The 13,653-nt window shown below is 65.6% G+C and carries 12 protein-coding genes; 7 read left to right on the top strand and 5 right to left on the bottom strand.

What is annotated here, in order from left to right; all coding sequences use genetic code 11:
- Positions 1–36: 36 nt before the first annotated feature.
- Both AC1KAT_RS15185 and AC1KAT_RS15180 read right to left on the bottom strand, forming a co-directional pair.
- Positions 37–783, bottom strand: coding sequence for a LuxR C-terminal-related transcriptional regulator (locus AC1KAT_RS15185; RefSeq protein ID WP_480327400.1), 747 nt, complete (start codon positions 781–783; stop codon positions 37–39).
- A gap of 125 nt (positions 784–908) precedes the next feature.
- A complete protein-coding gene (locus AC1KAT_RS15180; protein ID WP_480327398.1) occupies positions 909–1,886 on the bottom strand; it encodes an NADPH:quinone oxidoreductase family protein in 978 nt (325 codons plus the stop codon).
- 94 nt (positions 1,887–1,980) lie between these two features.
- Between AC1KAT_RS15180 and surE the strand changes: the two genes are divergently transcribed.
- The 5 genes from surE to rlmD are packed head-to-tail and all read left to right on the top strand — an operon-like array spanning position 1,981 to position 7,132.
- Positions 1,981–2,739 (top strand): 5'/3'-nucleotidase SurE, encoded by a 759-nt coding sequence (gene surE / locus AC1KAT_RS15175; protein WP_480327396.1) that lies wholly within the window; start codon positions 1,981–1,983, stop codon positions 2,737–2,739.
- Positions 2,736–3,626, top strand: coding sequence for a protein-L-isoaspartate(D-aspartate) O-methyltransferase (locus AC1KAT_RS15170; protein WP_480327394.1), 891 nt, complete (start codon positions 2,736–2,738; stop codon positions 3,624–3,626). Before surE ends, AC1KAT_RS15170 begins: the two co-directional genes overlap by 4 nt.
- 59 nt (positions 3,627–3,685) lie before the next feature.
- Positions 3,686–4,663, top strand: a complete 978-nt coding sequence (locus AC1KAT_RS15165; protein ID WP_480327392.1) for a peptidoglycan DD-metalloendopeptidase family protein — start codon at positions 3,686–3,688, stop codon at positions 4,661–4,663.
- 41 nt (positions 4,664–4,704) lie between these two features.
- Entirely contained in the window at positions 4,705–5,730 is a 1,026-nt protein-coding gene (gene rpoS / locus AC1KAT_RS15160; protein ID WP_480327390.1) for an RNA polymerase sigma factor RpoS, read from the top strand.
- 58 nt (positions 5,731–5,788) lie between these two features.
- Complete coding sequence (gene rlmD, locus AC1KAT_RS15155; RefSeq protein ID WP_480327388.1) at positions 5,789–7,132, top strand: 23S rRNA (uracil(1939)-C(5))-methyltransferase RlmD; 1,344 nt, start codon at positions 5,789–5,791, stop codon at positions 7,130–7,132.
- Positions 7,133–7,232: 100 nt separating this feature from the next.
- Here rlmD and AC1KAT_RS15150 read toward each other — a convergent pair whose 3' ends face one another.
- From AC1KAT_RS15150 to bfr, 3 genes are all read right to left on the bottom strand, one after another.
- The gene (locus tag AC1KAT_RS15150; protein WP_480327386.1) at positions 7,233–7,928 is read right to left on the bottom strand and encodes a Bax inhibitor-1/YccA family protein; all 696 of its coding nucleotides are present in this window, start codon (positions 7,926–7,928) and stop codon (positions 7,233–7,235) included.
- A 152-nt stretch (positions 7,929–8,080) separates the two neighbouring features.
- On the bottom strand, positions 8,081–8,296 hold the full coding sequence (locus AC1KAT_RS15145; protein ID WP_480327779.1) for a (2Fe-2S)-binding protein: 216 nt from the start codon (positions 8,294–8,296) through the stop codon (positions 8,081–8,083).
- 119 nt (positions 8,297–8,415) lie between these two features.
- Positions 8,416–8,895: a bacterioferritin gene (gene bfr / locus AC1KAT_RS15140; RefSeq protein ID WP_480327384.1), complete on the bottom strand. Its 480-nt coding sequence runs from the start codon at positions 8,893–8,895 to the stop codon at positions 8,416–8,418.
- Positions 8,896–9,202: 307 nt separating this feature from the next.
- Between bfr and carA the strand changes: the two genes are divergently transcribed.
- Together carA and carB are read left to right on the top strand one after the other, a co-directional pair.
- Positions 9,203–10,369, top strand: a complete 1,167-nt coding sequence (carA, locus tag AC1KAT_RS15135; protein ID WP_480327776.1) for a glutamine-hydrolyzing carbamoyl-phosphate synthase small subunit — start codon at positions 9,203–9,205, stop codon at positions 10,367–10,369.
- Positions 10,362–13,616 carry a carbamoyl-phosphate synthase large subunit gene (gene carB / locus AC1KAT_RS15130; RefSeq protein ID WP_480327382.1) on the top strand — a complete coding sequence of 1,085 codons (3,255 nt, stop codon included), beginning with the start codon at positions 10,362–10,364 and terminating at the stop codon, positions 13,614–13,616. Before carA ends, carB begins: the two co-directional genes overlap by 8 nt.
- The last annotated feature ends 37 nt before the right edge of the window (positions 13,617–13,653 follow it).

Below are 13,653 nucleotides of genomic sequence, written 5' to 3'. Positions count from 1 at the left end.
GCGCGTGTCAGGCGTCGGCGGCCGCAGTCTGCGGCGTCAGACCAAGCCTTGCTTGCTGGCGAGCACGGCCGCTTCGGCGCGGCTCGACACGTTGAGCTTCTTGTAGATCGACTTGATGTGGTCGTTGACCGTGAACCACTTGATGCTCATGAGGTTCGCGATCTCTTTGATCGTGAAGCCCTTGCTCAGGTACGTCAGCACCTCGCTCTCGCGCGGGGTGAGCCGTTCGTGGTCCATCGGGGCCGCGGTCAGTGTGCGGCCGAGCGGCACCGGCCGGCTGCTCTGGAAGCCCGAGGGTGCGGGCGGCTCCATCGCCGTGCCCATACCGCCGGGGCCCTGGCGGAAGTGCGTGAGCAGGCGCCGTGCGATGGCGGGTGACAGGGGCGGCTGGCCGCGCACGATCTTCTGCAGTTCTTCGACGAGCACCTCGAAGCGGTCTTCCTTCAGCAGGTAGCCGTCGGCACCACATTGGAGCGCGGGGAAGAGGTGGTCGTCGTCGGAATAGAGCGTGGTGACGATCTTGGTGGCCGGGTAGCGCGCCATCTCGGTCAGCAGTTCGAGGCCGTTGCCGTCGGGCAACTCCAGGTCGATCAGCGCGAGCTTGAACGGGTCGGCGGGAAGTTCGCCGCGTGGGCGTTCGGACTGGCCGATGAGCCGGCGCGCGGCTTCAAGGTCACCGGCTTCGGTGATGAGGATGGTGTCGCTGAAACTCTCACGGACCACGCGGCACAGAAAGCTGCGGGCCACCGGGTTGTCTTCAACGATCAATACCTTGACTGCCATACCGACGCTGCCTCCGTTGCGCGGGGGTGGATCGTAGCGCAGCCAAGTGACCCCACTGCCAATTCGTGACGCGATTGGCAGGAATGCATCAATGCGGGTGACCGAAGTCACCCGCGTGTGCGTGGTCAGTCGTTGACGAGTACGAGCTTGCCGCGCACTTGCCGGCTGCCCATGCGCACGAAGGCTTCTTTGAGCGATCGCATCGGCAGGCGCTGGTCGATGACGGGTTTGATCTTGCCCTGCTTGTACCAAGTGGCCAGTTCGGCCAGTGCCTGGGTGTTGTTCTGCGGTTCGCGGCGTGCGAACTCGCCCCAGAACACGCCGACGATCGACGCACCCTTGAGCAGCGCGAGGTTCAGCGGCAGCGCGGGGATGCCGCCTTGCGCGAAGCCGATCACCAGGTAGCGGCCACGCCAGCCGATCGAGCGGAACACCGGCTCGGCGAGGTCGCCGCCCACCGGGTCATAGACCACGTCGGGACCCTTGCCATCGGTGAGCGCCTTGATCTCGTCGCGCAGGTTGCCGGTGCTGTAGTTGATGGTGAGGTCGGCGCCCAGCTCTTTGCACAGCGCGCACTTCTCGTCGGTCGATGCGGCGGCGATGACCTTCGCGCCTGCCGCCTTAGCGATCTGGATCGCGGCCGTGCCCACACCGCCCGCGGCGCCGAGCACCAGCACCGTTTCGCCGGGCTTCAGTTGCGCGCGGTCGATCAGCGCGTGGTGGGTTGTGCCATAGGTGCACAAGAAGGCGGCTGCGTCGTCGAAGCTGAAACCTTCGGGCAGCTTGACGAGGCTCGATGCCTTGTTGACCACGTGCGTGCCGAAGCCGCCACCGCCACCGAAGGCAGCGACCGAGTCGCCGACCTTCACGTTCGTCACGCCTTCGCCGACGGCTTCGACCACGCCGGCGTATTCAGAGCCAGGCACGAAGGGCAGCGGCGGCTTGAACTGGTACTTGTTCTGGACGATCAGCAGGTCGGGAAAGTTCAAGCTTGCCGCGCGGATCGCGATGCGCGCCTCGCCGGCCTTGGGCTCGGGCGTGGGCAGCTCCTTCCAGGTGAGGGCTTCGGGGCCAACGGGGTTCTCGCAGAGCCAGGCGTGCATGGTGTCTCCTCGGGGTGAGTTAAGGTCGTCTTCGATCATAAACAGGCCCTGTTCCACGGCCGGTCCCGGAGGTGACGGGTCCTACAATCGCGCGATGCGCATCTTGATTGCCAATGACGATGGGTACCTCGCGCCAGGCCTCGCGGCACTGGTCAAGGCATGCGAAGGGCTCGGCGAGATCGACGTCGTGGCCCCTGAGCAAAACGCCAGCGGCACCTCGAATTCGCTGACGCTGCACCGGCCGCTCTCGGCTTTTACCGCAGCCAACGGCTTTCGGTATTTCAACGGCACACCGTCCGACTGCGTGCACGTCGCGCTCACCGGCCTCTTGCCGCATCGGCCCGACCTCGTGCTCTCTGGCATCAACAACGGCGCCAACATGGGCGACGACACCCTGTACTCGGGCACGGTTGCGGCGGCGATGGAAGGCTTTCTGTCCGGCATCCCGTCGATCGCGTTCTCGCAGTCCGAGAAAGGCTGGACACATCTCGACGCCGCAGCCCGCACCGCGCGCGAAATCGTCGAGCAGGTGCTGCGCGAGCCGCCTGCGCCGGGGCCGTGGCTGCTGAACGTGAACATCCCCAACCGCGCCGATGCGAACTCGCTGCCGCGAGAGGTAACGCGGCTGGGCCGTCGCCATGCCAGCGAGCCCGTGATCCAGCAGACCAACCCGCGCGGCGAGCCCATCTACTGGATCGGTCCCGCTGGCGACGCACGCGAGGCCGGCGAGGGCACCGACTTCTATGCGGTGGCGCAGGGCCGTGTGTCCATCACGCCCTTGCAGATCGACCTGACCGACCACGCGCGCCTGCCGCATTGGCGGCAATGGGCGGCGAGGCAAGGTCGCGCATGAACGCGCCGTCGCAACCGCGGCGAAAGTTTCCGCTGCAACTCGATGGGCTGGTGAAGCCGGGCAAGACCCTGGTGAGCCCGCCGTCGGCCAAGCCGGCCGCGCCTATCTCCGCAGCACCCGCTGCCAAACCCCGCACCACGGCGGCGCCGGTGGCGCGCGAGGTGCTGCGTCCGCAGCGGCCCTTGCATCAGGCGGCCACCGATGCGCAACGCCTCGCCGCCCCCTCGGGCTTGGGACTCGATTCGGCCGACGTGCGCCAGCGCATGGTGCGCAAGCTGCAAGCCGAGGGCCTGCGTGACGCGGCCGTGGCGCAAGCCCTGGCGCAGGTGCCCCGGCACCTGTTCGTCGATACGGCCTTGGTCAACCAGGCCTACGAAGACACCAGTCTGCCCATCGGCCATGGTCAGACGATCTCGAAGCCTTCGGTTGTGGCGCGCATGATCGAACTCTTGATGGCCGGTGAGGCCGCCAAGGCCAGCGGCTCGCTCGGCCGCACGCTCGAAGTCGGCACGGGTTGTGGCTATCAAGCGGCCGTGTTGTCGCAATTGGCGACGCAGGTCTTGTCCATCGAACGCCTGCGCCCCCTGCACGACAAGGCGCGCGAGCTGCTCGCGCCGCTGCGGCTGATGAACATCCGGCTGGTGTATGGTGACGGGATGCGTGGGCACCCGCCCAACGCGCCCTACACCAGCATCATCGTCGCCGCAGGCGGCGAGGCCCTGCCGCAGGCATGGCTCGAGCAACTGGCTGTCGGTGGTCGCCTCGTTGCCCCCGTGCACGACGGCCCGCGCCAAGTGCTGGTGGTGGTCGATCGCACCGAGGCCGGATACGTCCGTTCGGCCCACGAATCGGTGCATTTCGTCCCTCTAAAATCAGGTCTCAATTGATGGCTTTTGCACCCATGACAAACACGCAGAGCGGGGCTCTGCATGCCCGCCGTCACCGCATGGAGGCTGCAGCAACCCTTGTGTTCGCAGCCCTCGCCATGGCGGGCTGCGCGTCGCCCACGGCATTGAACCCCGCGCCGGTCGAGGCGCGTACCTTGCCCACCCGTCCCACCGGCGTGGTCGCCCAAGTAGCGCAGCCCGCCGCGGCAGACTCGGGCTCTGCTTCTGCTGCACCGGCTGCGCCGCGCGCACCCACGCTGAACGCCGAACATGCGGGCAAGCCTGGGTACTACACGGTGAAGCCGGGCGACACGCTGATCCGCATCGGCCTCGAAACCGGTCAGAACTGGAAAGACCTGATGCGGTGGAACAACTACGAGAACCCGAACATTCTCGAAGTTGGCCAGGTGTTGCGCGTGGTGCCGCCGGGTGCAGACCCCAACGCGGTCACCACGCGGCCGGTCACGGCTTCGAAGGTTGAGGCCCGCCCCCTCGACGCGCCCAAGGGCAGCGCGCCAGTGGCCACCACGGGAGCGGCCGTGTCGCCGGCGGGCGCTGCTGCCGCATCGTCCACCCCGGCTGCGGCGGCTGCGGCCACCAGCGCTGCGGCGGCGGCCGCCGCGGCGGCTACGCCGACCTCTTCGCCCAACCCGGTGCGCGAGGGCGACGACGCCATCAACTGGTTGTGGCCGGCCAAGGGCTCAGTGGTGGCTCAGTTCGACGAGTCGCGCACCAAGGGCCTCACGATTGCCGGCAAGGCGGGCGACCCGGTGATGGCTGCCGCAGACGGTCAAGTGGTTTATGCCGGGTCGGGCTTGCGCGGTTATGGCAACCTCGTGATCCTCAAGCACAACAACACCTACCTGACGGCGTATGCGCACAACCAGAAGCTGCTCGTCAAAGAGGACCAGGCCGTGAAGCGCGGACAGAAGATCGCCGAGATGGGGTCGAGCGACGCGGAGCGCGTGCAACTGCACTTCGAGATCCGCCGGCAGGGCAAGCCGGTGGACCCGGCCAAGTTGCTGCCCGCGCGCTGAAGACCTGCATCGCGTCAACGTCACAACCCACGAGGCGGCACATGACGAAACGGCGCGATGCGATCAACGGGCATGCGCCGAAGCACGCGGCCGACGACGGCGAGGGTGATGAGCGCGAGAGGGGCGATGTGGCCGCCTCCATGGGCGATGCCGAGCCATCGCAACTGCCGCTCGATGGCCTGAGCAACCGCTCACGTGAACTGGCCGCCGGCGAAGGCGAGGTTGGGAACACGCTGCAGGCCTACCTGCGCGAGATTCGCCGAGCGCCGCTGCTGACCCCCGAAGAAGAATTCGACACCGCGCAGCGCGCCCGTGCGGGCGACTTCTCGGCCCGCCAGGCCATGATCGAACGCAACCTGCGCCTGGTGGTCAGCATCGCCAAGAACTACCTGGGCCGGGGCCTGCCGATGACCGACCTCATCGAAGAGGGCAACCTTGGGCTGATGCATGCCATCAGCAAGTTCGAGCCGGAGAGGGGCTTTCGTTTTTCGACCTATTCGTCGTGGTGGATTCGCCAGAGCATCGAGCGGGCCATCATGCACCAGGCCCGTCTGGTGCGGCTGCCCGTGCACGTGGTGCGCGAGCTCAACCAGGTGCTCAAGGCCAGGCGAGCCCTCGAAGCGGAACTGGCGCATGGCCTCGAAGGCGACAAGCCTGTGCGCGTTGAAGACATTGCCGACCGCCTGGGGCGCCCCATTCAAGAGGTCAGCGAGTTGTTGAAGTTCGCCGAGCAGCCGGCGTCGCTCGATGCGCCGCTCGACCGCGAGAACTCCGAGTCGCTGCTCGACACGGTGGCCGACGACGGCAACAGCGACCCGATGAGCACCACGCTCACGCACGAGATCGACCTCTTGCTGCAGCACGGGCTCGACGAGTTGAGCGAGCGCGAGCGCGAGGTGCTGTCGGGCCGGTATGGTCTGCATGACCGCGAACCCGAGACGCTGGAGGTGCTGGCAGGCCGCCTCAACCTCACGCGCGAGCGCATCCGCCAGATCCAGCAAGAAGCGCTGGTGAAGCTCAAGCGCCGCATGCTGCGCAGCGGGGTGGACCGCGACTCGATCTTCTGAGTCGGCAGCGGTCGGGTGGGGCAGGGCGGCGAGGCTACAGCCTCGATAATCCCGCCCCATGACACAACGAGATGAATGGCTGAAGGTCGAGTCGCTCGACCTGGAGGCGCAAGGCGTGGCGCACAGCGCCGAAGGCAAGGTGGTCTTCATCGACGGGGCTTTGCCCGGTGAAGAGGTGCAGGTCAGCGTCGGCCGCAAGAAGAACAACTGGGAGCAGGCGACGATGACCGCGCTGCGCCGCGAAAGCGCGCAGCGTGTCACCCCGCGCTGCAAACACTTTGGCGTGTGCGGCGGCTGCAAGATGCAGCACTTCCACGTCGGCGCGCAGGTGGCCACCAAGCAGCGCGCACTAGAAGACGCGCTGTGGCACCTGGGCAAGGTGAAGGCCGAGCGCATGCTGCGCCCCATCGAAGGGCCGGCCTGGGGCTACCGCTACCGCGCGCGTCTGTCGGTGCGCTTCGTGGCCAAGAAGGGCAAGGTGCTTGTGGGCTTTCACGAGCGCAAGTCGAGCTACGTGGCCGACATGGACAGCTGCGAGGTGCTGCCTCCGCACCTGAGCCGCATGCTTGTCCCGCTGCGTGAACTCGTGGGTGCCATGGACCAGCGTGACCGCCTGCCGCAGATCGAGGTCGCCATCGGCTCGCAGGTCACGGCGCTCGTGCTGCGTCACCTGGAAGCTTTGACCGACGCCGACCTGGCGCGGCTGCGTGCCTTCGCGGCCGAGCACGGCGTGCAATGGTGGCTGCAACCCAAGGGCCCCGACACGGTGCACCGGCTCGACACCGACGGCCCGGCGCTGTCGTACGAACTGCCCGAGTTCGGCGTCACGATGCCCTTCAAGCCGACCGACTTCACTCAGGTGAATCACCAAATCAACCAGGTGCTGGTGGGGCGCGCGTTGCGCCTGCTGGACGCCCGCAGCGACGAACGCGTGATCGACTGGTTTTGCGGCCTGGGCAACTTCACGTTGCCGATCGCCACGCAGGCGCGCGAGGTGCTGGGCATCGAGGGCAGCGAGGCGCTCGTTGCGCGTTCACGCGAGAACGCCGGGGTCAACGGGCTGGCTGAAAAGACCCAGTTCGAGGCTCGCAACCTATTCGAGCTTGCGCCGGTCGATCTGGCCAAGTACGGCGCCGCCGACAAATGGCTGGTGGACCCGCCGCGCGAAGGCGCGTTCGCGCTGGCCAAGGCGCTCGCCGACGTCGAGGCCGACCCGAGCCTCGCCCCGGGCTACCAACCGCCGCGCCGCATCGTCTATGTGAGCTGCAACCCCGCGACGCTGGCGCGCGACGCTGGGCTCCTCGTGCACCAAGCCGGGTACCGTTGCGTGGCTGCCGGGGCGGTCAACATGTTCCCCCACACCGCACACGTCGAGAGCATGGCGGTTTTCGAGCGCGATTGATGCGGGGTTGAGCGCAGAAGAAAGCGCAGCCGGCAATAGAAAACGGGGCCCGAGGGCCCCGTTGTCGTTCGTCCGTGGGACGTGAGTCGGTCTTCTACGCTCAGTCGCGTTCGCCGCCGAAGATGCCCAGCAGCGCCAGCAGCGACTGGAACACGTTGTACAGGCTCAGGTACACGCCCAGCGTCGCGGTGATGTAGTTGGTTTCGTAGCCGTCACGCACCGCCTTCAGATCGTGCAGGATGAAGGCCGAGAAGATGCCGATGGCGATCACCGACAGCGTGATCATCAAGGCGCTCGACTGGATGAAGAAGTTGGCGATGCCCGCCACCAGCAGCATGATGCAGCCGATGAAGAGCCACTTGCCCATCGAGCTGAGGTCGCGCTTGATGAAGGTCGAGAGCGAGGCCATGCCGAAGAAGATCACGCCGGTGCCGGCGAAGGCCGTCATGATCAGGTCGCTGCCGTTGCGCAGGCCGAGCACCGTGCCGATCAGGCGCGAGAGCATCAGGCCCATGAAGAACGTGAAGGCCAGCAGCACCGGCACACCGGCGGCCGAGTTCTTCAGCTTTTCGATGGCAAACATGAACCCGAATGCGCCCACCAGGAACACGATGAGGCCGATGCCCGGCGTCATGGCGCGCGCCAAACCGGTGCTCACGCCGATCCAGGCGCCCAATACGGTCGGCACCATCGACAGGGCCAGGAGCCAGTACGTGTTGCGCAGGACGCGATCACGCTGTTCGACAGCGCCCGAACCGGCATAACCAGCGTAGGCAGTTTGCAGGTTGTTGTTCATGAAACCTCCGAGTGGATGAATTGGCGTGGGCTCAGACCCACTGCGAGCAATTCTAGTTCCCGACTTGGCGACGGTGCTCGGTGGTGCCCCGATGAGCCCGGGCAGGGGGGCGGCCGGTCGCGTGAAAGGCGGAGGTCGCCGGGCAGGAGGCCTCAGGCCGCGAGTTGAAGCGGTGCGGAGGCGGCACCCGTCTGGCATTGACCACGTACACGGGCCGTTTCAAAAACGCTTCGAGCACATTCGCCGCAACGGCCGCAGCACGACGACACGCCGCTGTCGATCTGAAGGTCGTCGAAGCTTGCGCAACCGTTGTGGACGTGACGCTCGATGTCTCGGTCGGAGACGCGCCGGCAGACGCAGACAATCATTTGAACCACTCCCAGCCCGATCCATGGGCTGACGGAGCGGATCATAAATAAGAATGATTCGCAGTTCAAGTGTGGGCGCAAAGCCGCCCCGCGCCTGAGGGTATGGCGGCCGAAGCGGGTCAGGAGGCGATGTCACCCATCTGCGACTGCAGGTAGTTCTGTAGGCCCACCTTGTCCACGAGGTCGATTTGCGTTTCGAGGAAGTCGATGTGCTCCTCGGTGTCTTCGAGGATGTCTTGCAGCAAGTCACGCGAAACGTAATCGCGCACGGACTCGCAATAGGCAATGCCTTCCTTGATGGTGCCCTGCGCTCCGCGTTCCGACTGCAGATCGCAGGTCAGGACTTCGACCGTGTCTTCGCCCACCAGCAGCTTGCCGAGGTCTTGCAGGTTGGGCAGGCCGTCGAGCGTGAAGATGCGGTCCATCAGGCGGTCGGCATGCTTCATTTCGCCGATCGACTCGGCGTATTCCTTGGCGGCCAGCTTGTCGAGGCCCCAGTGCTTGAGCATGCGGTAGTGCAGGAAGTACTGGTTGATCGCGGTGAGCTCGTTCTTGAGCTGGGCGTTCAGGTGCTCGATGACTTTGGGGTCGCCTTTCATGGCTGCTTCTCCGCGAAGTTCAAAAGGCCGATTATGGAAGGCTGTTTCGGAATTGCCAGGCCCAGGCCGGATGCGGGTTCCGCGCGCTGACTTCCCATGCGTCGGCCTCCGGCTGCGGGTGCTGAAAGCAGAAAGTGTCTGCGCCTCGGCTACAATTCGAAGGTTTACCCGCAACCCCCGCCCCAGCGAAACCGCCTGCCTCAGCGTTGTCGGATCGCGGCGAAAACTCCACCAGTTTTCCAGTCCGGACTCGCGCTCACCGAGCGGAGCTGGGTGCGCCCCAACGGAGATTCGTGTGCCTTTGCCCCTGCTGCCAATTCAAGATCAGGCCCTACTCGCACTCGCAGACGGAACGATCTTTCATGGCGTGTCGATCGGGGCAGCCGGCCACACGGTCGGTGAGGTCGTTTTCAACACCTCGTTGACCGGCTACCAAGAGATCCTGACGGACCCGAGCTACAGCCGGCAGATCGTCACGCTGACTTACCCGCACATCGGCAACTACGGCGTCAACGAGGAAGACGTCGAAGCCTCGAAGGTCTATGCCGCCGGGCTCATCATTAAAGACCTGCCGCTGCTCGAATCCAACTTCCGCAGCACCATCACGCTGTCGGGCTACCTCAAGCGCGAAGGCACGGTGGCGCTGGCCAACATCGACACCCGCAAGCTCACGCGCATCCTGCGCAGCAAGGGCGCGCAGAACGGTTGCATCCTGACGCTCGCAGCCGGTGAGTCGATCACCCCGGCGCATGAGCAGAAGGCCATCGAACTGGCGAAGGCCGCGCCGAGCATGTCGGGGCTGGATCTCGCCAAGGTCGTCAGTCAGAAAGACACCACCGCCTGGACCGAAGGCGAATGGGCGCTCGGCACTGGCTACAGTCAACCCCACGACGCCAAGTTCCACGTCGTCGCCTTCGACTACGGCGTCAAGCGCAACATCTTGCGCATGCTGACGAGCCGCGGCTGCAAGGTCACGCTGGTGCCGGCGCAAACGCCCGCGAGCGAGGTGCTCAAGCACAAGCCCGACGGTATCTTCTTGAGCAATGGCCCCGGTGACCCCGAGCCGTGCGACTACGCGATCCAGTCCACCAAGGAGCTGATCGACGCCGGCATCCCGACCTTCGGCATCTGCCTGGGCCACCAGATCATGGCGCTGGCCTCGGGCGCGAAGACCTTCAAGATGAAGTTCGGCCACCACGGCGCGAACCACCCGGTCAAAGACCTCGACAACGGCCGCGTCAGCATCACGAGCCAGAACCACGGCTTCGCGGTGGACGAGAAGACGCTGCCCGCGAACCTGCGTCCCACGCACGTGAGCTTGTTCGACGGCACGCTGCAGGGCCTGGCCCGCACCGACAAACCCGCTTTCTGTTTCCAGGGCCACCCCGAGGCCTCCCCCGGACCGCATGACATTGGCTATCTGTTCGACCGTTTCACCGCGCTGATGGGCAACCAGGAGAAGAACAATGCCTAAGCGCACCGACATCAAGTCCATCCTCATCATCGGCGCCGGCCCGATCATCATTGGCCAGGCGTGTGAGTTCGACTACTCCGGCGCGCAAGCCTGCAAGGCGCTGCGTGAAGAGGGCTACAAGGTCATCCTCGTCAACAGCAACCCGGCGACGATCATGACCGACCCCGAGATGGCCGATGTGACCTACATCGAGCCCATCACGTGGCAAGTGGTCGAGAAGATCATCGCGAAAGAGCGCCCCGACGCCGTGCTGCCCACCATGGGCGGACAGACCGCGCTGAACTGCGCGCTCGACCTGCACAAGCACGGCGTGCTCGACAAGTACAAGGTCGAGATGATCGGCGCGAACGAGAAGGCCATCGAGAAGGCCGAAGACCGCCTGAAGTTCAAGGACGCGATGACCGGCATCGGCCTGGGCTCGGCGCGTTCGGGCATTGCGCATTCGATGGAAGAAGCGCTCGCGGTGCAGCGGCGCATCATGCAAGAGATCGGCGGCAACGGCTTCCCGATGGTGATCCGCCCGAGCTTCACGCTGGGCGGCACGGGCGGCGGCATCGCCTACAACCCCGAAGAGTTCGAAGAGATCTGCAAGCGCGGCCTCGACCTCTCGCCGACCAAAGAGCTGCTCATCGAAGAGAGCCTGATCGGCTGGAAAGAGTACGAGATGGAAGTCGTGCGCGACCACGCCGACAACTGCATCATCGTCTGCTCGATCGAGAACCTCGACCCGATGGGCATCCACACCGGCGACTCGATCACGGTCGCCCCGGCACAGACGCTCACCGACAAGGAATACCAGCTGCTGCGAAATGCGTCGATCGCGATCCTGCGCGAGATCGGCGTGGACACCGGCGGCTCGAACGTGCAGTTCTCGATCAACCCGAAGGACGGCCGCATGGTCGTCATCGAAATGAACCCGCGCGTGTCGCGCTCGTCGGCGCTGGCCTCGAAGGCCACGGGCTTCCCCATCGCCAAGGTCGCAGCGAAGCTGGCCGTGGGTTACACGCTCGACGAGCTGAAGAACGACATCACCGGCGGCGCGACCCCGGCTTCGTTCGAACCCAGCATCGACTACGTGGTGACGAAGATCCCGCGTTTCGCGTTCGAAAAATTCCCCGCGGCCGACTCGCACCTCACGACGCAGATGAAGTCGGTGGGTGAGGTGATGGCCATGGGCCGCACCTTCCAAGAGAGCTTCCAGAAGGCGCTGCGCGGCCTCGAGACCGGCATCGACGGCCTGAGCGAGCGCTCGACCGACCGCGACGAGATCATCGAAGAGATCGGCGAACCAGGCCCCGAGCGCATCCTCTACGTGGGCGACGCGTTCCGCCTCGGCATGACGCTGGAAGAGGTGTTCGAAGAGACCGCCATCGACCCATGGTTCCTCGCGCAGATCCAGCAGCTCATCCAGACCGAGCAGGCGCTGGCGGGCCGCACGCTGGAGAGCCTCTCGACCGCCGAGCTGCGCTACCTCAAGCAGAAGGGCTTCTCGGACCGCCGCCTCGCCAAGCTGCTGGGCAGCAACCAGCACGCGGTGCGTGAAGCGCGCTGGGCGCAGAACGTGCGCCCGGTCTACAAGCGCGTGGACACCTGCGCGGCCGAGTTCGCTACGCAGACGGCCTACATGTACTCGACGTACGACGAAGAGTGCGAGGCCGAGCCTACGACCAAGAAGAAGATCATGGTGCTGGGCGGCGGGCCGAACCGCATCGGCCAGGGCATCGAGTTCGACTACTGCTGCGTGCACGCGGCCCTTGCCATGCGCGAGGACGGGTACGAGACCATCATGGTCAACTGCAACCCGGAAACCGTGTCCACCGACTACGACACCTCGGACCGTCTGTACTTCGAGCCGGTGACGCTGGAAGACGTGCTCGAGATCGTCGCGAAGGAAAAGCCGGTCGGCGTGATCGTGCAGTACGGCGGGCAAACGCCGTTGAAGCTTGCGCTCGACCTGGAGCGCGCCGGCGTGCCCATCGTCGGCACCACGCCTGACAGCATCGACATCGCTGAAGACCGTGAGCGCTTCCAGAAGCTGCTGCACGAACTCGGCCTCAAGCAGCCGCCCAACCGCACCGCGCGCACCGAAGAGCAGGCGCTGCAACTCGCGCAAGAGATCGGCTACCCGCTGGTCGTGCGCCCGAGCTATGTGCTCGGTGGCCGCGCGATGGAAATCGTGCACGGTGACAAGGACCTCGAGCGCTACATGCGCGAGGCTGTGAAGGTCAGCGAGAAGTCGCCGGTGCTGCTCGACCGCTTCCTCGACGATGCGATCGAGGTCGATGTGGACTGCATCAGCGATGGCGACGAATGCATGATCGGCGGGATCATGGAGCACGTCGAACAGGCGGGCATCCACTCGGGTGACTCGGCCTGCTCGCTGCCGCCGTACTCGCTGCCCAAGTCGCTGCAAGACGAATTGCGCCGCCAGACGGTCGCGATGGCCAAGGCGCTGAAGGTCAAGGGCTTGATGAATGTGCAGTTCGCCATCCAGGGCGAAGGCGCGGACGCGATCGTCTACGTGCTCGAAGTGAACCCGCGTGCCTCGCGCACCGTGCCCTTCGTGTCAAAGGCGACCGGCCAGCCGCTGGCGAAGATCGCCGCGCGCTGCATGGTCGGCCAGAAGCTGTCGGCGCAGACCGACGGCAAGGGTGGCAAGCCGCGCGAAGTGATCCCGCCGTACTTCTCGGTCAAGGAAGCGGTGTTCCCTTTCAACAAGTTCCCGGGCGTGGACCCGATCCTCGGCCCCGAGATGCGTTCGACGGGCGAGGTGATGGGCGCGGGCCGCACCTTCGGCGAAGCGATGCTCAAGAGCCAGCTCGGCGCTGGCTCGCGCCTCCCGACCAAGGGCACCGTCTGCATCACCGTGAAAGACAACGACAAGGCGCGGGCCGTGGCGGTGGCGCGTGATCTGGTGGCGTTGGGCTTCCAGGTCATTGCGACCAAGGGCACGGCGGCAGCCATTGCCGCGGCCGGCGTGCCGGTCAAGCCTGTCAACAAGGTGAAGGACGGCCGCCCGCACATCGTGGACATGGTCAAGGCGGGTGAGATCCAACTCGTCTTCACGACCGTGGACGAGACGCGCACGGCGATTGCCGATTCACGACACATCCGGCAGGCGGCACTGGCCAATCGGGTGACCTACTACACGAGCATGGCGGGCTGCGAAGCGGCCGTCGAAGGCATGAAGCACCAGGACGATCTGGTGGTCATGTCGCTGCAAGAGCTGCACGCGGAACTGCACTAAACTTTCTTCGTCAGTTCTGCCGGCCGCCGCCGAGCCT

It is taken from the genome of Piscinibacter sp. PDB5-1, from assembly GCF_056676035.1.
The sequence above is the reverse complement of the archived record's forward strand: the minus strand, read 5'-3'. Positions and strand labels throughout refer to the sequence as shown.